The 19,999-nt window shown below is 55.1% G+C and carries 22 protein-coding genes; 17 read left to right on the forward strand and 5 right to left on the reverse strand.

Going from position 1 to position 19,999, the window contains the following annotated elements; all coding sequences use genetic code 11:
- Nucleotides 1-141: 141 nt before the first annotated feature.
- Nucleotides 142-1,047 (reverse strand): LysR family transcriptional regulator, encoded by a 906-nt coding sequence (locus M0220_RS06345; protein WP_264018968.1) that lies wholly within the window; start codon nt 1,045-1,047, stop codon nt 142-144.
- A 109-nt stretch (nt 1,048-1,156) separates the two neighbouring features.
- Between M0220_RS06345 and M0220_RS06350 the strand changes: the two genes are divergently transcribed.
- The 11 genes from M0220_RS06350 (at nt 1,157) to M0220_RS06400 (ending at nt 11,935) form a co-directional block, all read left to right on the forward strand.
- Nucleotides 1,157-2,518 (forward strand): aminotransferase family protein, encoded by a 1,362-nt coding sequence (locus M0220_RS06350; protein WP_264018969.1) that lies wholly within the window; start codon nt 1,157-1,159, stop codon nt 2,516-2,518.
- Between the two features lie 5 nt (nt 2,519-2,523).
- On the forward strand, nt 2,524-3,225 hold the full coding sequence (locus M0220_RS06355) for a CoA transferase subunit A (RefSeq protein WP_264018970.1): 702 nt from the start codon (nt 2,524-2,526) through the stop codon (nt 3,223-3,225).
- On the forward strand, nt 3,215-3,868 hold the full coding sequence (locus tag M0220_RS06360) for a 3-oxoacid CoA-transferase subunit B (protein WP_030074145.1): 654 nt from the start codon (nt 3,215-3,217) through the stop codon (nt 3,866-3,868). Before M0220_RS06355 ends, M0220_RS06360 begins: the two co-directional genes overlap by 11 nt.
- Nucleotides 3,868-5,151: an ArgE/DapE family deacylase gene (locus M0220_RS06365; RefSeq protein ID WP_264018971.1), complete on the forward strand. Its 1,284-nt coding sequence runs from the start codon at nt 3,868-3,870 to the stop codon at nt 5,149-5,151. Before M0220_RS06360 ends, M0220_RS06365 begins: the two co-directional genes overlap by 1 nt.
- Nucleotides 5,148-6,338: an acetyl-CoA C-acyltransferase gene (locus M0220_RS06370; RefSeq protein WP_264018972.1), complete on the forward strand. Its 1,191-nt coding sequence runs from the start codon at nt 5,148-5,150 to the stop codon at nt 6,336-6,338. Before M0220_RS06365 ends, M0220_RS06370 begins: the two co-directional genes overlap by 4 nt.
- Nucleotides 6,339-6,405: 67 nt before the next feature.
- Nucleotides 6,406-7,872 carry a Na+/H+ antiporter NhaC gene (nhaC, locus tag M0220_RS06375; protein WP_264018973.1) on the forward strand — a complete coding sequence of 489 codons (1,467 nt, stop codon included), beginning with the start codon at nt 6,406-6,408 and terminating at the stop codon, nt 7,870-7,872.
- Nucleotides 7,873-7,949: 77 nt separating this feature from the next.
- Nucleotides 7,950-8,354, forward strand: coding sequence for a universal stress protein (locus M0220_RS06380; protein ID WP_030074149.1), 405 nt, complete (start codon nt 7,950-7,952; stop codon nt 8,352-8,354).
- Between the two features lie 409 nt (nt 8,355-8,763).
- A complete protein-coding gene (locus tag M0220_RS06385) occupies nt 8,764-9,567 on the forward strand; it encodes a transporter substrate-binding domain-containing protein (protein ID WP_264018974.1) in 804 nt (267 codons plus the stop codon).
- A gap of 138 nt (nt 9,568-9,705) precedes the next feature.
- Nucleotides 9,706-10,362, forward strand: coding sequence for an amino acid ABC transporter permease (locus M0220_RS06390; protein WP_264018975.1), 657 nt, complete (start codon nt 9,706-9,708; stop codon nt 10,360-10,362).
- Between the two features lie 56 nt (nt 10,363-10,418).
- On the forward strand, nt 10,419-11,072 hold the full coding sequence (locus M0220_RS06395) for an amino acid ABC transporter permease (protein WP_264018976.1): 654 nt from the start codon (nt 10,419-10,421) through the stop codon (nt 11,070-11,072).
- A gap of 62 nt (nt 11,073-11,134) precedes the next feature.
- Complete coding sequence (locus tag M0220_RS06400; protein WP_449768896.1) at nt 11,135-11,935, forward strand: amino acid ABC transporter ATP-binding protein; 801 nt, start codon at nt 11,135-11,137, stop codon at nt 11,933-11,935.
- A gap of 37 nt (nt 11,936-11,972) precedes the next feature.
- On the opposite strand, the gene M0220_RS06405 is transcribed toward M0220_RS06400, so the two are convergent.
- A complete protein-coding gene (locus tag M0220_RS06405; protein ID WP_264018977.1) occupies nt 11,973-12,281 on the reverse strand; it encodes a GIY-YIG nuclease family protein in 309 nt (102 codons plus the stop codon).
- The gene (locus tag M0220_RS06410) at nt 12,274-12,747 is read right to left on the reverse strand and encodes a YchJ family protein (RefSeq protein WP_264018978.1); all 474 of its coding nucleotides are present in this window, start codon (nt 12,745-12,747) and stop codon (nt 12,274-12,276) included. Before M0220_RS06410 ends, M0220_RS06405 begins: the two co-directional genes overlap by 8 nt.
- Before the next feature lie 154 nt (nt 12,748-12,901).
- Between M0220_RS06410 and M0220_RS06415 the strand changes: the two genes are divergently transcribed.
- Nucleotides 12,902-13,213 carry a hypothetical protein gene (locus tag M0220_RS06415; RefSeq protein ID WP_030074158.1) on the forward strand — a complete coding sequence of 104 codons (312 nt, stop codon included), beginning with the start codon at nt 12,902-12,904 and terminating at the stop codon, nt 13,211-13,213.
- Between the two features lie 106 nt (nt 13,214-13,319).
- On the opposite strand, the gene argE is transcribed toward M0220_RS06415, so the two are convergent.
- Entirely contained in the window at nt 13,320-14,489 is a 1,170-nt protein-coding gene (argE, locus tag M0220_RS06420) for an acetylornithine deacetylase (RefSeq protein ID WP_264018979.1), read from the reverse strand.
- Nucleotides 14,490-14,690: 201 nt separating this feature from the next.
- On the opposite strand from argE, the gene ugpB reads away from it, so the two are divergent.
- The 5 genes from ugpB to M0220_RS06445 all read left to right on the forward strand — a co-directional run bounded on the left by ugpB (nt 14,691) and on the right by M0220_RS06445 (nt 19,300).
- Nucleotides 14,691-16,016 carry a sn-glycerol-3-phosphate ABC transporter substrate-binding protein UgpB gene (gene ugpB / locus M0220_RS06425; RefSeq protein ID WP_030074160.1) on the forward strand — a complete coding sequence of 442 codons (1,326 nt, stop codon included), beginning with the start codon at nt 14,691-14,693 and terminating at the stop codon, nt 16,014-16,016.
- Nucleotides 16,017-16,114: 98 nt separating this feature from the next.
- A complete protein-coding gene (ugpA, locus tag M0220_RS06430) occupies nt 16,115-16,999 on the forward strand; it encodes a sn-glycerol-3-phosphate ABC transporter permease UgpA (protein WP_264018980.1) in 885 nt (294 codons plus the stop codon).
- A 31-nt stretch (nt 17,000-17,030) separates the two neighbouring features.
- On the forward strand, nt 17,031-17,873 hold the full coding sequence (ugpE, locus tag M0220_RS06435; protein WP_030074162.1) for a sn-glycerol-3-phosphate ABC transporter permease UgpE: 843 nt from the start codon (nt 17,031-17,033) through the stop codon (nt 17,871-17,873).
- Between the two features lie 2 nt (nt 17,874-17,875).
- Entirely contained in the window at nt 17,876-18,928 is a 1,053-nt protein-coding gene (locus M0220_RS06440; protein ID WP_264018981.1) for a sn-glycerol-3-phosphate import ATP-binding protein UgpC, read from the forward strand.
- A 231-nt stretch (nt 18,929-19,159) separates the two neighbouring features.
- Nucleotides 19,160-19,300, forward strand: coding sequence for a hypothetical protein (locus M0220_RS06445; protein WP_156963081.1), 141 nt, complete (start codon nt 19,160-19,162; stop codon nt 19,298-19,300).
- An 8-nt stretch (nt 19,301-19,308) separates the two neighbouring features.
- Here the strand turns inward: M0220_RS06445 and M0220_RS06450 are convergent, their stop codons facing one another.
- Nucleotides 19,309-19,974 carry an SDR family oxidoreductase gene (locus M0220_RS06450; RefSeq protein ID WP_264018982.1) on the reverse strand — a complete coding sequence of 222 codons (666 nt, stop codon included), beginning with the start codon at nt 19,972-19,974 and terminating at the stop codon, nt 19,309-19,311.
- Between the last annotated feature and the right edge of the window lie 25 nt (nt 19,975-19,999).

The following is a 19,999-nucleotide window of genomic DNA, read 5'->3' on the forward strand; positions in this document are numbered from 1 at the left end:
GCCCATTAGCATTTACTAAAAAGCAAAAGCGTTAGATTGCCCGATTTTGAAGTCACTGTCATCTTCTTGCTGGCAGACTCAACGCATTGAACTCTCAGTCAAACATTATACCTGTTAAACGATTAAAATGATTTTTAAACGTTAGTAGTTCATTAGCGTCTCTTTCGATTTTCGCTTAAGCGACGCAAGCACTTTGGACGCATGCCACTCAGGGCGATAAACAATTCCAAAACCAAACGTCAACGCAGGTATAAAAGGCAGCACTTTGACGCGATCATAATAAGACAGCTGATCTTTTGCGGTAATTGGGTTAATCACCGTGACCCCGACCTCGTTGGCTACCAACGCGCTAATCGTACCGATGTTAGCTTCCGTTTTACCGGCAATCTTAACGCCGTGTTCAGCTACCAGTTCCAACAGCGGGTTTGTGCTCACACTTGGCTGATTGCTGATTACTAAATGTTGACCACGCAAGTCGCTGACTTCAACAACGTTCTGCTTAGCTAGCGCAAGCTTTTCAGGCACCAGTGCCACAGCTTCTGTGGTCAGCAGCGTTTCGGTCAAGAGCTGGGGGGAAGTCGCCGGTAGCGTGATAAAGCCAATATCTGCATGGCTTGATTCCACCGCCGTTTGTACATCATGGCTCGACATCATATCCAGACTAATACTTATCCGGCTGTTTTCAGCCAGCAACGCTGCCACTACCTGAGGTACAAACCCAAAACATAGCCCAGGAATCGCGGCGATTCTCAAGCGTGATGTACCAAACTCCTTTAGCGCCAGCACGCTATGACGAAGCTCTTCAATATTGCCCATCAGCCTGAGAATTTCATCGTACAGCTCTCGTGCTTCAGGCGTTGCTAATAAGCGGTTTTTTTCACGTAAAAAAAGCTGTATTCCCAGGTTCTCTTCCAGCTGTGCTAGCGAGCGACTGACGCCAGACTGCGTCATGCCAAGAAGGCGTGCCGTTCCTGAAGCGCTGCCCACCTCAAATAGTGTTTTGAACGTTGCTAATGCTTTCAACGAGTTAATGGTAACTTCAGGCATGACTTTTACTCATTGATATTCGAAAAACGATCATATATTGAAATATAGTAACAAGCCTACCTAGACTGCAAGGGAGATTTTTCAACCGACTATAAAAACGGAAAACGTGATGACCGACTCTCCGCTGTTCTACCAGGCAGGCCCTGCCCTGCCGGAAGTCAGCCACGCTGATGGCGTCATGCTCTGGGACACCCAGGGCAAGGATTATCTAGATGGCTGTTCCGGGGCCATTTCCTGCAACCTTGGTCATGGCCGTCAGGATATTCGTGACGCTATGCTCGCACAAATGGACAAGGTCGCCTTCACTTACCGCACCCAGTTTGAAAGCGCGCCCGCCGAAGCCCTAGGCCAACAGCTGGTTGAGCTGTTTCATGGCGAGCTGGGCAAGGTGTTCTTTGTTTCCAGTGGCTCCGAGGCGGTGGAGTCTGCCCTCAAGCTAGCGCGCCAATACTTCTTCGCACTCGGCCAGCCCCAGCGTCAGCGCTTTGTCTCGCTGCGCCCCTCCTATCATGGCAGCACCATGGGGGCGCTGGGCATGACCGGCTATCAACCGCTGGAAGCCCCTTTTACCAGCATGACCCATGCCTCCATCAAGGTGCCAGGGCCGGATTTCTTCCGCCATCAGGATAGCGATGACGACACCCACGTGGATCGCCTGCTGGCAGAAGCACGCGCCGCCATGCAAGCCGCCGGGCCGGAGTCACTGATTGGCTTTATCCTCGAACCGATTGGCGGTGCCAGCACCGGCGCGCGGCTGTTGGGCAAGCGCTACCTGCAAGGCATTCGCGCCCTGTGCGATGAGTTTGGTTGCCTGCTGATTGCCGATGAAGTGCTCACCGGGGTGGGCCGTACCGGCGCCTGGTTTGCCTGCCAACATTACGATGTGGTGCCGGATATTCTGGTCACCGCCAAAGGCCTGGGCGCGGGCTACTACCCAATTGGTGCCATGCTGGCCCGCACTGACATCGTCGAAACGGTGATGGCCAGCGGTGGCTTCCAACATGGCCATACCTATGCGGGCAACCCGCTGTCTTGTGCCACTGGCCTGGCCGTCATCGATGCCATCAAGCGCGAAAATTTACTGGAAAACACCCAGGCGCGCGGCACGCAGTTGGAAGCCGGGCTGCGCCAGCTCGCAGAGCGTTACGACTGGGTCGGCCATGTACGCGGCGCTGGCCTGTTATGGGGCGTCGAACTGGTCGCCGATGGCGCATCACGCAAGCCCTTCCCCGCTGAGCAGAACCGCTTCGCCCAGATCACCGCCTTGGCCAAGCAGGAAGGCCTGCTGATCTACCCGCGCCGCAGCCTGGATGGCCTGGCCGGTGACCATTTCCTGGTCTGCCCGCCGCTGACCATTCAAGCCGAGGAAGTGGACACCCTGCTGGAACGTCTGGCACGTGCCATGGCGCGTTTTGACCAAGCGCTTACGCCGTCGCCTGACCTGAACGCACAACCCACCAGGGAGAGCTGAACACCATGACGCTGCTTAACCACAAGGTCTGTGAAATTGACGCGGCCATTGCCCAGATTCCTGATGGCGCCACCATCATGGTCGGTGGCTTTGGCTCGCCGGGCACGCCCTTTGCGCTGCTTGATGCCCTGCTGGCATCCGGCCAAGGCAACCTGACGCTGATCAAAAATGATGCTAACGAGCCCGGCATCGGGATTGGCAAGCTTATTGAAGCGGGCCGGGTCAAGCGCCTGATCACCTCGCATCTCGGCTTGAACCGGACGGCCATCGAAGCGATGAATAGTGGCCAGATGGAAGTCACCTTTCACCCCCAGGGGCTATTGGCGGAAAAAATCCGCTGTGCAGGCGTTGGCCACGGCGGCTTTCTCACCGATATCGGGATGGGAACGGAAGTTGCCGAAGGGCGCCATGAGATCACTATCGAAGGCGCAACCTGGGCCATCGAACCGGCGCTTCAGGCAGATTTCGCCCTGGTACATGCCGAGCGGGCCGACCGCTACGGTAACCTCATCTATCGCGCCACCGCCAGCAACTTCAACCCCCTGATGGCCATGGCGGCTGATCGGGTAATTGCCCAAACCTACCGCATCGACGAACCCGGCGACCTGCCTATCGACACCATTCATACGCCCTGTGCCTTTATTAGCCAAGTCGTGCAGGTCGACCGCGCGTCCAGCCAGCAAGGAGTTCGCCCCCATGCCCTCTGACCAGCAACGCATGTTGACCCGTGCTGCCCGTGAAGTCATCGATGGCCAGATCGTCAACCTGGGCATTGGGCTGCCAACTCGCCTGTTCCACTATCTACCCGATGGCATGAATGTCCTGGTGCACTCTGAAAATGGCGTACTCGGCTGCCGCCCGCGCCACGAGGGCGAAACCCCGGATATCGACATGATTGACTCCGGCGGCGCGTATATCACCACTCGCCCGGGGGCCAGCGTGTTCGATAGCGCCACCTCCTTTGCGATGATCCGCCGCAGCCGCGTGGACGTTACCTTTATGGGCGCCTTCGAGGTTGATCAGGAAGGCAACCTGGCCAACTGGAAAATTCCCGGCAAGTTCTCACCAGGGATTGGCGGCGCCATGGAGCTGGCCCAGAAAGTCGCCCGGCTGGTGGTGCTGTGTTCGCATAATGATAAGCATGGCAACCCCAAGATTCTGACCCGCTGCCAACTACCCCTGACGGCCAGCCGCTGTGTGTCGCGCATTATCACCGAAAAAGCCGTGATGGACGTGACCCCAAAAGGGCTTGAAGTAGTGGAAATCGCTGAAGGGCTGAGCGTTGCGGCGCTGCGCGAAGCCACCGACGCTACTCTGCTGATTGATGAATCACGCCTGGGGAGGTTCTGATGCTTGATGCTACCGAACAGCGCATTATCGCCTGCTGCAACGCGCTGATGGACGACACTGTAGCGCTGACCAGTGATCTGGTGCGCGGCTACAGTGTGATCGGCCAGGAAAAAGGCGCGCTGGATACCATGGAACGCCACCTTGAGCGCCTGGGCCTGCCGGTCACCCGTGTGCCGCTGGATGCCCCAGGTTTTGAGGAGCACCCCCATCGGGCGCCCGCCGAGTGGCCCAGCACTGGGCGTTACAATGTGATTTCAGACCTCAACCCCGGTGCGCCAGGGCCGCACCTGGTGTTCAACGGCCATCTCGATGTAGTGCCCGCCGAACCTACCGATATGTGGACCCGCCCGCCCTGGGAGCCATGGCAAAAGGACGGCTGGCTATATGGCCGTGGCGCGGGCGACATGAAAGCCGGTATTGCCGCCATGGTGATGGCGGTTGAAGCGGTGCGCCAGGCAGGCGTCGAGATCAACTTCCCGCTCACCCTGCAAACCGTGATTGAGGAAGAGTGTACCGGCAACGGCGCACTGGCCTGCCTGCATCAAGGTTTTAGCGGTGATTTCGTACTGATACCAGAGCCGTTCGGCGCTCAGATCTATGCAGGCCAGGTAGGTGTGCTGTGGTTCCGGATGCGCCTGGATGGCGTACCCGCCCACGTGCTTGACCCTTCCGCCGGGCGCAATGCCATTGAAGCCCTGCAAGACTATCTGCCCGCGCTGAAGATTCTGGAAGCGGAAATGAACAGCCTGGCGCGGCCTGAACTTTATGCCGACCACCCTCACCCCTTCAATCTGAGCATTGGCCGGGTGGATGCGGGCAACTGGGCCTCCAGCGTACCGGCCCACGCCATTCTGGAAGGCCGCGTTGGCTTCCCGCCCGGCATGTCGCCGGAAGAGGCTATGCAGCGGGTTCGCGATACCCTGCAGGCCTGCCACGCCGAGCTTGATGACGCCACCCCGGCGCCCCAGGTGAGCTTTCACGGTTTTCGCTCTGAAGGGCATGTGGTTGATCTCGACACCCCGGGCATTCGGCTACTCTCGGAATGTCACGAAGCGCTGATTGGCGCGCCTCCCGGCCATTATATATCCACCTGCACCACCGACCTGCGCGCCTTTCACGTATCCGGCAATATCAACGGCACCTGCTACGGCCCAGTTGCCCAGCGCATTCACGGTGTGGATGAGTGTGTGGAGATCGACTCAATCCGCCATGTACTGACCACCTATGCCTTGTTTATCCATCGCTGGGCAAAGATGGCTGAACAGCAGGAGAGCAACCAATGAGAAACGTCTACCTGGCTGACTATGCACGCAGTGCCTTCAGCCGCGCTCACCCCCGCAAGCCCGAGGTGGATGCCTGGGCCGACACCCGCAGCGATGCCCTGCTGGCCAGCGTTCTGGATGGCTTACTGGCGCGCAGCGATGTTGATGGCGCAGCGGTGGAAGACCTGAGTATTGGCTGCGCCCTACCAGTAAAAGAACAATGGAGCTTTGGTGGCCGCTACCCGCTGTGGCTGGCCGAACGCCTGGGCCCCAAAGGCCAGGCGTGCGCCACCCGGCAGATTGATCAGCAGTGTGGCTCCGGCCTTGCTGCCCTGCGCAACACCGCGCGGGAGATTCAGGCCGGTGCCGTTGAAGTGGGTATGGCCGGTGGCGTGGAAAACATGACCCGTGTGCCCATGGGCCCAGCCTTGTTCAAGGAAGGTGTGTTGACCAGCCCTGACGCGCTGCAACAGGCTGACTGGCTCGCGCTGGACGTGGTGCTCAATATGGGCCTGACCGCTGAGCGACTCGCCACGTCAGCGGGTATTTCCCGTGCTGCCATGGACGCCCTTGCCCTCAGTTCCCACCAGCGGGCGGCGAGCGCCGATGCAGCCGGCCACTTCGCTGGCGAACGTTTGACCCTGAACAACGCAGCCGGTGAGCCAATCAGTGTGGATAGTAACATTCGCGCCGATACCAGCGCCGAGCGTTTAGCGGGGCTGGACCCGGTCTTCATGCAAGGCGGCATGGTCACCGCAGGCAACAGCTCACCGCTGACCTCTGGCGCCGCCGCCACGCTTTTGATGTCAGAACCTGCCCTGCACCAGCACGGCATTAGCCCCTTGGCGCGGGTTGTGGCAATTGCCGACTGCGGCGTCAAGCCGGAAGAAATGGGGGCCGGAGCCGCCGCCGCTATCCAACGCGCCCTGAAGCAGGCGCAGCTAACGCCTAACGATATCAGCGTATGGGAAATCAACGAGGCCTTTGCGGCTGTGCCGCTGGATGCCATGGGCAAGCTTTCCCTTGACCCTGAAAACGTCAATATCTGGGGCGGCGCTATGGCGCTCGGGCACCCGTTAGGCGCAACCGGCATTCGCCTGGCAGGCACCCTTGGCCGCCTGCTGCAGCATCGCCAACAGCGTTACGGCTGTGCGGCGGCCTGCATCGGTGGCGGTCAGGGCATCGCCATCATTCTGGAACGCTGCTGACTGCCACTGGATTTACGAGAACAACGTTACGATAACAACGCTTGACCCCTAAGCAGGGAGAATAACAATGTCAACAACCACGCAAGACACCCATAAGCGCCCTTCATTTCTGGGCGCTATCACCGTGATCGGATTTCTGTGCTTCATGATGTTTGCACAGATTTTTATCCTCGGTGAAGACTGGGTGACGCATATTTCACTGATTTTCGCCATCGTGGTCTGCGCCCTGGTGGCACTGTATTCCGGCTTCAGCTGGCAGGATATCCAGAAAGGCATCTTGTATGGCTGTGAAATCGCCATGCTGCCGATGCTGATCTTGATGATGGTCGGGATACTGGTGGCCAGTTGGATCGCCTCAGGGACGATTCCATCGCTGGTCTATTACGGCTTGCAGCTGATCAACCCTTCGTATTTCCTGTTCACCGCGGTGATTGTCTGCGCTGTTGCCTCACTGGTCACCGGCAGTTCATGGACAACCGCCGCCACCTTTGGCGTGGCTTTTATCGGCATTGGCAGTGGGCTGGGTATTTCTCCGGCGATGACTGCCGGGGCAGTGATTTCCGGAGCAATCTTTGGTGACAAGATTTCACCGGTATCAGACTCCACCAATTTGGCCGCCGGGGTGGCCGAGGCCAATCTGTTTGATCACATCCGCTCGATGTTTTACACCACCGGGCCTGCCTTGATAATTACCATTATTCTGTTCTTTTTCATCGGCATGCAGTTTGACGGTGAAGGCGCGGATATCTCTCGCACTGCTGAGCTTTTGGCCGGCATTCGCGAGAACTTTTCGGTCGGTCTGCTGCCCTTTATCCCTCCACTGGTAGTTGTGGTACTTGCCTACCGGCGTGTTAATGCGCTGGCGGTGATGGTGATTGGCAGCCTGCTGGGTGCGGGCCTTGCCGTGGCTACTCAGGGCGTTGCGCTAGGCAACATGATGAACTACATGAACTACGGCTATGTCTCGGAAACGGGCGTGGAAGCGGTTGATGACCTGCTCAGCCGCGGGGGTCTGCAAAGCATGATGTGGACCATCTCACTGGGCTTTATCGGCCTGAGCCTGGGCGGTTTGCTGGAAAAAACCCGTATGCTGGAAGTTATCCTGGAAAAGTTGGGCAAACTGGTCAGCAATTCACGCGGGTTGATCGTCACACACGTTTTCTCGTCGCTGGCCACTAACCTGTTCTCGGCCAGCCAGTATATTGCCATCATCATTCCGGGGCGCATGTTTGTACCCGCCTACCGTAAGCTGAAAATTCTGCCCTCGGTATGCTCTCGCACCTGTGAAGACTCGGCAACCGTCACGTCACCTCTGGTGCCCTGGGGGCTGGGTGGCGCTTACTACATGGGGGTGCTGGATGTTTCCGCGTGGGATTATATGGGCTGGACGTTTTTAGCCATCATCACGCCGATCATCGCTATTCTCTATGGCCTGTTCAACATCTTCATCTGGCGGGAAGGCGAGCGTAACGACGTTAACACCTATAGCCAGTCAAACGTTGAACACCAACCGTCAGCCGATCTAGCGAAGTAGATCGAGAACAGGCACGTGGCAAGAGGCGACCAAGCTATCGCCTCATGCCACCGCCTATCAGCCTGAGGATACATGTCATGTATAAAAATATTCTGATTACCACGGCGGCAGACAATAACTCGAATGTTGTGCAGAAAATCGACGTAGCACGTAAGTTGGCCGACGAAGATAGCACCATACAGATCATTTCTGTCATGGAGCGTATTCCGCCTTATATTGCACCATCACTGCCCAGTGATTACCGCGAAACCACCGCGCAACGCATTAAAGACGGTATTCAAAAGAAAATTGGCGACGAGCACTACGAGATTCATGTGGTGGAAGGCAATGCCGCCCATCAAGTGGTCAAGTTTGCCAAGCGCAATGGCGTCGACTGCATCATTATTTCATCGAACCGTCCCGGCTTTCCTGACCACTTTATGGGTTCCACCGCCTTAAATGTTGTGCGCCAGGCAACGTGTACTGTCACGGTGGTTCGCTAGCCCAGGTTATAAATCCAATAGCTTAAGCCAGCTGTCTCCAGGGCGTTAAAAAAGCATGCATTAGGGCTTTGGCATATATATTGCTTTACGTTGGTCTATGCTGGTTTGACTAAGACAATTTGTTTGATAGTGAACTACGCGCTTTGGGGATCCATACGGGATAAATTGAGATACCGAGCGATTTATCCAATGCAACCAATGCCTTTAACCCACTCTACCAAGGAGACATGCACCTATAAGATGCAATAGAACATGCAACACAGCATTGCGAGAAACCACAGTATTAACAATGAAGCATAGGCACCCATGTAGCCTAAATGATCCGCACAACTACTGCTGAGCCAACCGAGCGATGTAACAGCACAATCGCAGGCTGACAGGCAAAACAATACTAAAAAGGAAACGGATAATGACAACCTTCACTCAACGTTTTTCCAAGACGTTCACCACTGCTGTCGCCGTTATGGGAGCAACTGCCGTGCTGGCCATGCCCAGCCACGCCCGAGACCTAGAAGAGATTCGGGGCGATGTTCTCCAAGTAGTTAACTCAGGCGCCTACCCGCCTTTCAGCTTTGTCGATACCCAAGGCAATCTGGTGGGTTTTGATGTTGATATTGCACAAGCACTGGCCGACAAAATGGGCGTCGAAGTCAACGTCCAGTCGTCTCCCTGGAATGGCATTATTGCTGCCATGGTGGGTGGGCGATTTGATGCCTGTATCTGCAGCATGAGTATCACCGAAGAGCGCCAGGAAGTGCTCGACTTTAGCGACCCCTACTACAGCTCAGGCCTTTCCATCTGGGTGCAGGAAGAGACCAACGACATCAACAGCATTGACGACTTTGCGGGTAAACAAGTTGGTTCAACGCTGGGTGAAACCGGTAACCAGTGGGCAGTGGAGAATGGTGACGGCAAATGGCGTAACCAGACGTTCCAGGGCCTGCCTGACATCATGAGTGCGCTTAACTCAGGCCGCATTGACGTGATGATTGCAGACGATGTACCGGTCCTCGTCGCCATGCAGGAAAATGAGCGGGACATCAAAATGGTAGATGTAGGCGAGCTGCCGCGCTGGCCTGCCGCCATTGCTATTCAGCAGGACAACCCCGAACTGCTTGAAGCACTTAACGTGGCACTGGCCGATATCAAGGAAGACGGCACTTATCAGGCGATTGTTGATAAGTGGATCGGCGAAGGCGCCAGCATCGAGTAACCCTGTGGCCGGGCAGTTTACAGTTCTGAGTTGCCCGGCTGTCTGATCGACAGATCAGTGGTTTCTACTGCGTTGATACCTGAGTACCCATCATCATTACCTGATTACCTCAACACAAAACGACAACAAGGTAACTTCATGGACTTCAACCTGATGGTCGAGATCACGCCGCTGCTGATAAAAGCAGCCGGGGTCACAATCGACATCTCGGCCCGTGCCATCTTCTTCGGGTTCTTCATCGCCTGCGGGCTGGTGTTTCTGCGCTCTGCTCGTATACGGCCGCTGCGCTGGCTGGCGCGCAGCTATATTAGTGTGGTTCGCGGCACGCCCTATTTCGTTCAACTCCTGCTGGTGTTTTACGGTGGCCCCAGCATTGGGTTACGGCTTGACCCTTTTACCTGCGGGGTTGTTGTCGGGGCCTTCAACATCGGTGCCTACATGAGCGAGGCGATTCGCGGAGCTATCGAGTCCGTCGACAGCGGTCAGAATGAAGCAGCGCGTTCCCTCGGTTTTGGCAAGGCACGCACCCTGCTGTTTGTTGTACTGCCCCAGGCAGCCGGGCTGATGATTCGTTCGGTGGGCGTTCTCGCTATTGTGCTGGTCAAGAATTCATCGCTGGTATCAATTATCTCTGTGGTTGAGCTCACCTATCAGGCCCAGCGCTTGATCGGTTCTACCTACAAGCCGCTGGAAATTTTCACGCTCAGCGCCTTGATGTACATCGTCATCGTCTACGCCGTGATGGGCATGATGGAGTTGGCCTATCGGCGCGCTACGCGCTACCAGAGTCGCTAACCCGCCCCGATTCAACGCTGGCCGGTCGACACCATACCCGTTAGGAGAGCGCCCCGATGCAGTTTGATTTTACGCCTGTTATTACCTATTTCCCGACCTTGCTCAGCGGCATTGGCGTCATGCTGATGATCGCCGTGACCGTTGCGTTTTTTTCCATTGTGGGTGGCTTGGTGATCGCGGTCATCACCCTGTATACCAATAAGGTCGTCAGCTGGCCGCTGCGCTTCTTTATCTGGCTGTTCATGACCACGCCGCTTCTACTGCAGCTGTATTTTCTCTATTTCGGCCTGGGTGATTTGATCCTGATTCCGGCGATTGTGGTCGGCATCTTGGGCCTTGGCTTTCACTATATGGCCTATAACGCCGATATTTTCACGGCCACTATTTCATCGGTATCCGACGGCCAGTATGAAGCATCTCGCTCGCTGGGCTTTGGCCATTGGCGAACCATCTTCTACATCATTGTTCCTCAAGCGTTTATCCGCTCGGTGCCGCAACTGGGCAACAATATGATACTGATGGTTAAAGATACCTCAGTGTTATCCGCCATCGGCGTGGCCGAACTGGTGTATGCCTCCCAGTATGCGATCAGCGTCACCTTCCGACCGTTCGAGTTCTTTATTGCCATTGCCGTGATTTATTACCTGCTCAACATTGCCATGGAGCTGGGCCAGGCATGGTTCGAGCGGCGTACCGCTTACCGTCGCTAAAACCGTGATTCAAATGGCGGCCTGAAAAAAAACAAATGGACTAACTACCGACTGGACACTTTATGAGCACCTTACCTTCCACTGATACTCCTGTTGCCGATACCCCCATGGTCGAAATGCGCAATGTGCACAAGCGCTTTGGCGACCTTGAAGTCCTCAAGGGCATCAACCTGACCGTCGAACGCGGCAAGATCATTTCGATCATAGGGCCATCCGGTTCGGGGAAAAGCACCTTGCTACGCTCGGTCAATCACCTAGAAGTGATTGATGACGGTGACATTCTGTTGGATGGCGCTCAGGTCAATCGCCCCGACCTCCAGGGTCTGGCCTTTGAACGCCATATCAATCATATTCGCCAGAATATGGGCATGGTGTTTCAGCACTTTAACCTTTTCCCTCATCTGTCGACCCTCGACAATGTCACCCTGGCCCCGCGCAAGCTCAAGGGCATGGCATCCAAGCAGGCCAACCAACTGGGTATGGAGCTGCTTGACCGAGTGGGCCTGGCAGACAAAGCGGATGTATTTCCTTCGCGGCTTTCTGGCGGTCAGAAGCAGCGGGTGGCGATTGCCCGCGCATTGGCCATGCAGCCTAAGGTCATGCTGTTCGACGAGGCCACCTCGGCGCTCGACCCGGAGCTGGTGGAAGAGGTCAACCGCGTAATGCGCGGCCTGGCCGAAGAGCATATGACCATGCTGATCGTGACCCACGAAATGGCCTTTGCCCGCGATGTTTCCGACTGGGCGATGTTTATGGATGGCGGCGTGGTGGTCGAGGAAGGCCCTCCCAGCATGCTGTTCAGCACCCCACAGCAGGAACGCACCCAACACTTCCTGAGTAAGCACCTGGACACCCAGCGCTAATCCCCAGCCTTAATCCCCAGCGCTAACGCCACGGCCGTTACCCCACGGTCGCTGGCCACTCCACTGCCCATTGGCGCTTTTGCGCTGGCGTCTTCTGTTTCAGCGCATACTCAGCGCGGCTGGCCGCTGCGCGATCTGCGAAAGGCTGCGCGCCGAGCATTGCTATCGGTGGGTTAGCACGGGTATAGCGCGCGCCTTTACCGTCGCAGTGCGCTTGGTAACGTTTCGCTAGGTTGTTGGTAATCCCCACATAAGTGCCACGCTTGCACTCAAGTAAGTAGAGGTACCATTGGGAATTAGTGGTTATAGAGTCAGTCGTTGCGGAATTAGTAATTTGACTACTCACCGCAACAACTCTTTATTTTTCGGCCGCTACCACATAAGCAGCGCTCGTTTCGCCGGGGTTTAAGGCGCTTAATGGTCGGCACGCCATCAACATACCACCAGCGCCCGTCTTCAAACACAAACCGGGAGTTTTCTTCCAGCACCTGCCAGCGGTTTTGTTCACGAAAATAGGCTAAAAAATGTACCGTGCCCTGTTCCTCTTTTACTGGCGGTGCCGCCACAATCGTAAGCGCTTTCCACTGGGTATCTGGGTCGAGCTGCAGCTGCGCTGGCCGCGTTGATGGGTGCCAAGTGGCGAGTAAGTAATCGTGGCTATTCAACGCAAATGCCGTGTAACGTGAACGCATTAGCGCTTCAGGCGTCGGTGCCGTTACACCTTGATGATAAGGTTGGCAACACGCCGAGAGTGCAGCACCACTGCCGCACGGGCAGTTGGCTGACGTTGAGACTGGCGTTGAAAGCGTCATATTGAAGACTCTGTATTCTTTGGTTTATAGACTTGGTATACGTTTTGTTTCGGTATTGGCAAATAGTTAGGTATAGTACCAGAGCTACATCATCAGACAGACGGAGTACGACACACGATCGATCATTCTTTCCAAACGCAGTGGAGGTTCTCCTATGAAGGTTTACAAACCCGAATGGCAGTGCACGTTTAGCGTAAACGAAGGCGCGGTAGAATCAGCAACCTGGAAAGAGCGAATCGCGTGGCGGCTTAGACAAATCGCCGATCGACTAGAAGGCGGTGGCCGTACGGTAAAAATCGACTACAACGTCTCTCCGCACGTTAGCCGAGACGAAGTTGATACCTGTTTGGGGAAAGGGTTTGAGGTGACTCAGCGGCTGCTGACCCAACTTGCCCGCCAACAGGCCTGCGAAGATGTGATGCGCCATGCGAAAGCAGAGCTTTACGAAGAGCAACATCAGCATTAGTCGTAATAAGCAACGCAGCAACGTTTTAGAAAAACACCCGCCTGTTTAAACATTGGCGGGTGTTTTTTATTGTGTGCTATTTATATTCAAGGCTCATTAGCAGCCATCATCCCGAATAGGGTGTTTCTAACGCCTGACCTAATCGCTGCATAAACGCCGTGCATTCATGCAGCTGGGCCGTCTCAATATACTCATCGGGCTGATGCGCTTGAGCGATGCTGCCAGGGCCAAGAATGATTGTCTGTAAACCCTGGCCTTGGAACTGTCCCGCTTCCGTGGCGTAAGCCACCGCATGGTCGCAGCACCCTGCTGGCAAATGGTCTTTGGCTAAGCGAAGCACCCGATCGTTTTCGCGGTCGGCCAAGCCCGGTACGGTCACGTTTAGCGGCTCGGTGGTAATTTCAACGTGCTTGCCTTTGGCCTGCAACTCAGCGCTTTGCTGGTCGCAATAGGCCTTAAAGCGCGCGTATATTTCGTCGAAGGTGTCCGTTGGCAGGTGACGAATTTCCCACTCGAACTGGCACTCCCGCGCCATAATATTGATTGCCGTGCCACCCTTTATTTTGCCTACATGCAGGCTGGTGTGGGGCACGTTAAAGGCCTCGTCGACGCGCCCCTCTTCTACCAATGCCGCCATCGTGTCTTCAATAAACGTGACCAGCCTTGCCGCCACATGAATAGCTGACGTGCCTTGATTCACTTGGCTACTGTGGGCCTCCCGACCAATCACGGTGGTGCGCAGATTAGTTGCGCCTTTTTGAGCGACCACAGGCTGCATGCTAGTAGGTTCACCAACAATGACGTGGGCGGTGGTGGAGTAATGCTCGTAAAAGCGTTTAATAAGGCTAGGTGCGCCCACACAGCCAATTTCTTCGTCGTAAGAAAACCCGAAATAGATAGGCTGCTTCAGCGACGCATTGACCCAGACAGGCACCATGGCTAACGCACAGGCAATAAAGCCTTTCATGTCACAGGTGCCACGCCCGTAAAGACGGCCATCGCCGCCATCACGCAGGGTAAACGGGTCACTCGACCATGGCTGACCGGCCACAGGCACTACGTCGGTATGGCCAGAAAGCACCACGCCGCCAGGGGCATCAGGGCCTACTCGGGCAATCAGATTGGCTTTGGTTCCACACGGACTCATCACTCGCTCTGAAGCAACACCATAATCAGCTAGATAGTGCTCAACAAATTCAATTAAGGCTAAATTTGATCCACTTGAGGTGGTATCGAATGATACTAGCTTCGCCAGTAAGGTAGTCACGTCAATCATTCTGCTCTCGCTAGTTAATCTCTTGATATTACCCTATCACCGCCATTCGCCTTTTCCTACTCAGCAGGCTTGCTGCCAACTAAACGTTGACTGTCACGTCGAGTTCATCGTGCATTCATGAAAACGTCATCTACACTTTCTACTGTTCAGTGCACCCAAAAACTTAATAAATGTACTGCGAACGACCCACAAGGAGCCGTTATGTCTCGTTTCACATTGCACGCGCTTACCCTAGGGGTGGCGACCGCCACGTTTAGCCTTTCTGCCCATTCAGCGACTGAAGTGACTTGGTGGCACGCCATGGGAGGCCAGCTTGGTGAAATCCTTGAAGAAATGACGGAGGAGTTTAACGCCTCCCAGGATGATTACCGAGTAACCCCCAGCTATCGTGGCAATTATACCGAAACGATGACCGGTGCCATTGCGGCGTTCCGTGCAGGCGAGCAGCCCCATATTTTGCAGGTCTTCGAAGTCGGCACAGGTACCATGATGAATGCTGATGGCGCCATTTATCCGGTGTATCAGCTCATGGAGGATCATGGCCGCGCATTTGATCGTGACGCTTTCCTACCTGCGGTAGTCGGTTACTACACCGACACGAACGGCAACATGCTGTCGTTCCCGTTCAACTCCTCAACGCCGATTATGTATTACAACCGTGACGTGTTTGAGGAAGCAGGTTTAGACCCTGAGCAGCCACCACAAACTTGGGATGAAGTCGCGGAGTATGCAACTCAAATTACCGAGTCAGGTGCTGCAAACTGTGGTTTCACCACCTCATGGCCAAGCTGGGTGATGCTGGAAAACTTCTCTGCCATGCACAACTCTCCGCTAGGCACGTTAGAAAACGGCTTTGGCGGAATAGAAACAGAGTTCAACTTCAACAATGAACTAGTGGCCCGCCACTGGGATAATTTGAAGACGTGGCAGGATGCGGATGCCTTTAAGTGGGGCGGCCCTGGTTCCGGCCCAGACTCTGAACCGCTGTTTTACTCACAAGAGTGTGCGATTTTCTTTGGCTCTTCTGCCTCTCGTGCGGATGTCGCTGCTAATTCCGACTTTGAAGTTGGTTTCGGTATGCAGCCCTACTATGACGACGTAGATGGCGCGCCACAGAACTCCATCATTGGCGGTGCCACCCTGTGGGCACTTCAAGGCCACACCGATGACGAGTATGAAGCCGTTGCTGCCTTCTTTGAGTACCTCTCACAGCCTGAAGTGCAAGCTGAGTGGCACCAGCAGACCGGCTACCTGCCAATCACTCAAGCGGCATGGGACTTAAGCAAAGAGCAGGGCTACTACGATGAGAATCCAGGCGCTGATATTTCGCTGAAGCAGATGACGCTAAACGAACCAACTGAAAACTCGAAAGGCCTGCGGTTTGGTAACTTTGTACAGATCCGCGACATCATCTCCGAAGAGATGGAGGCCGTGATGACCGGCGCTAAAACGGGCCAAGAAGCTGCCGATTCAGCGGTTGAACGTGGTAATCGATTGCTGCGCGACTTCCAATCAGCCAACCAGTAAGTAAGCACCCGCTCCGCCGCCTGCCTTTGGCAGGCGGCGAGCCTATTTTTAAGTGCCCCGCTTATTGGTGCCGTTTATAGACGCAGGATACGTCGCCTATGCAAACCAAACGCATGACTTTTCCAGGGCGTTTTTTGCCCTACGCCCTGCTGGCTCCTCAGGTCATTGTCACGCTGATTTTCTTTATTTGGCCTGCCGGTCAAGCGCTTTACCAATCACTGCTGCGGGAAGACGCCTTTGGTCTACGCACCACCTTTGTGGGCTTGGAAAACTTTGCGCGACTCTTTCGCGATGGTGCCTATCTTAATTCGCTCTCAGTGACAGTGGTGTTTGCGGTAGGTACCACACTACTTTCCATGTCCGTTGCGCTGCTGTTAGCGAGCACGGTTAACCGCATGATCCGCTCACGCAGTACCTATACCACGCTGCTGGTATGGCCCTACGCGATTGCCCCGGCGATTGCCGGTGTGCTGTGGTGGTTTATCTTCAACCCTTCGATTGGCATTGTGCCTTACATACTGGACATGGTTGGCTACCAGTGGAACCACCGTACCTCAGGCGCAGACGCCATGATGCTGGTGATTTTTGCCGCCGCCTGGAAGCAGATTTCTTATAACTTCCTGTTTTTTCTCGCTGGCTTACAGTCGATTCCTCAATCACTGATTGAAGCAGCGGCCATTGACGGCGCAAGCCCCATGAAGCGCTTCTGGACCATTATTTTCCCACTGCTGACGCCAACGACCTTCTTCTTGATGGTGGTTAACGTGGTGTACGCCATGTTCGATACCTTCGGCATTATTCACGCGACTACCCAAGGCGGCCCTGCCCAAGCGACCAACACGCTGGTCTATAAGGTCTACGCCGATGGCTTCGTAGGCTTGAACTTAGGCTCTTCGGCCGCTCAGTCGGTGATTTTGATGGCCATTGTGGTCGCACTTACGGTGGTGCAGTTCCGCTTTATTGAGCGCCGCGTGAACTACTAACACCGCTGGTTAATTGTTTGGGAGACTTTCAATGGTTGAAAACCGACCCTGGGCGAATTTTTTTGCTCATCTGACGTTGATGATTGGCGTCGCGGTGGTGGTGTTCCCTGTTTACGTTGCACTCGTGGCGTCTACCCAGGCACCGGGCGACTTGCTACGCGGCACGCTGCCGATGCTGCCCGGCGCTCATGGTATCGAGAATTTTACCCGCATGTGGCAGTCCGGCGTTTCCAACGCAGGTGCCCCACCAGCAGGAATGATGCTATGGAACAGCTTTGTTATGGCCATGGCGATTACCATAGGAAAACTGTCGATCTCGTTACTGTCGGCGTTTGCGATTGTTTACTTTCGCTTTCGTTTTCGGATGTTCTTCTTCTGGCTAATTTTCATCACGCTGATGCTGCCCGTCGAAGTACGCATTATTCCGACGTTTCAGGTCGTCGCAGATCTCAATATGCTGAACAGCTTCGCGGGGCTTTCAATTCCACTGATTGCATCGGCCACCGCGACGTTTCTGTTTCGCCAGTTCTTTATGACGATTCCGGAAGAGATGCTGGAAGCGGCCCGAGTCGATGGTGCAGGACCACTCAAGTTCTTTAAAGACATCCTTATGCCGCTATCAGTTACCAATATCGCGGCGCTGTTTGTGATCATGTTCATTTATGGCTGGAACCAATACCTATGGCCACTGCTGATTACCACCGACCCTGACTACTACACCATTGTGATGGGCATTCAGCGCATGACCTCAGAAGAGAATCCCCAGTGGCACTTGATTATGGCTGCCGTGGTAATGGCCGCCCTGCCGCCCGTACTGGTGATTCTGTTTATGCAACGCCTGTTTGTAAAAGGCCTGACCGAGACGGAGAAATAACGATGGCCAGCATTACCCTGGAAGGGCTAAAAAAAACCTATGCGGGCAACGTGGCTGCGGTCAAAGGGATCGACTTACAGATTGAAGACGGTGAATTTGTGGTACTCGTCGGGCCATCCGGTTGTGGAAAATCGACTCTGCTACGGATGGTCGCTGGGCTTGAAACCATTACCGAAGGCACGCTCAAAATTGGCGATCGGGTAGTGAATAAGCTAGAGCCCGCTGAGCGCGATATCGCCATGGTGTTCCAAAACTACGCGCTTTATCCACACATGACCGTCTACAACAACCTCGCTTATGGCTTAAAGAACCGAGGTTTCAAAAAAGATGACATTGATAAACGCGTGCGTTTAGCGGCCAAGATGCTGGAAATTGAAGACTTCCTGGAGCGCAAACCCCGCAAGCTTTCCGGCGGCCAGCGCCAACGGGTAGCGATGGGCCGAGCACTGGTGCGCGAGCCTTCAGCCTTCTTGTTCGATGAACCGCTTTCCAACCTAGACGCCAAGCTACGCGTACAAATGCGGGTAGAAATTAAACAGCTACAACGTCGCCTAAAAACCACCAGCCTGTACGTCACCCACGATCAACTGGAAGCAATGACCCTGGGCGACCGCTTGGTCGTACTAAATGCCGGGCAAATTGAGCAGGTAGGCACACCGATGGAGATCTACGCCCGTCCGGCCACGATGTTCGTTGCGGAATTTATTGGCTCCCCGGCCATGAACATGTTGCCGCTGGATTATCTGCGTACTCAACGCAGCAGCGTGCTGGAACACCTTCCTGAAGGCACCGACACCCTTGGCATACGCCCTGACGACATGCACCTCACCCCGCCCGAGGCTCCCCATCTAGCTATCGACGCGACACTCATGCTCTTTGAAGCGGCAGGCGCGGAAAGCCATCTATACGTTAATCTCGCCGACAGCGAACAACCCACGGTGATTCGCACCACGGGCCAGCCAGCCGTTCGTGAAGGGGAAATATTGCGCTTCTATGTAACCCGCGATGCGCTTCATCCTTTTAATAGCACCACTCGAAAGCGCACCGGTGTCTGACAGACATTGCGCTGAAACATCAGTCCTGAAAAACATCAGTCCTGAAAACATCAGCCCTGGAAAACATAAGCCCTGGCAAAAAATAGCGGGCGGCCAAGTGGGTAGCGCTTGCCGCCCACCTGGCCGTAGGCGTGCCTTAACGCTACCCTTCTGCTATGCATGACAACGTTCATACAGGTGTCATGGTTCATCGTTAGCGTGCCATAAAGGCCCAACAAAACGGTGACCATAATGGCGAATCAAACGCGCAAGCCGCTGAGCGATGAAGAAATCACCTACCTAGTCGAGCTGGCGAATGGCAACGCATTAGCCAAGCAGCGTCGCCGTGAGAAAAAACGCCAAGCGACAGCGGCGAAAAAACCCGTAGAGTAACCACGGCGTTACCAGGGCAATAATTCACCGTTGGAGTGCCAGAAGCTGCCGCTATTTTCGAGGGTTAACGCCTCGATGCGTGCAATGATGCCAGCGGCGGCTTCTTGGGGTGAAATATGGCCGCCAAAATTAACCATACGGGTTTGGACATAGCCTGGATGCAGCTGCGCCACGGCAATACCTTGCGGCTTAAGATCCATTGCCAACGATTTTCCAAACGCATTTAGCGCCGCTTTAGACGCACGGTAGCCGTAACGCCCGCCAGAATCGTTATCGGCAATGGACCCCATGCGGCTGGTGATATTGGCAATTTTGCTGCCCTTTTTCAGCCGCGGCAACAGCGCTTCACAGACCCTTAGCGGTGCATAGGCGTTGATTTCCATCTGCGTTCGAATGCTGTCAAAATCAAGACTTCCCAAGGCCTCATCCTGCAAAAGCCCCGCATTATTGATCAGCACATCCAGCGTTTCATCCTGCAAGGCGTTGGCCAACGCAGCGACGCTTTCTGGCTGCGTGACATCAATGCCTTCAATAACACGCTCTGCCGCCGCCTGCAGTGCATCTGACGATTCACGGCAAACACCGATTACCCGCCAGCCAGCCTGATGATACTGCTCGGCTAGTGCAAGCCCTACGCCTCGGTTAGCGCCAGTGATTACTACAGTCGATGTCATGGGAGTATCCTAAGGTTATTTTCAA

Origin of the sequence: Halomonas qinghailakensis (assembly GCF_025820815.1) — a bacterium.
Classification (GTDB): Bacteria; Pseudomonadota; Gammaproteobacteria; order Pseudomonadales; family Halomonadaceae; genus Vreelandella; species Vreelandella qaidamensis.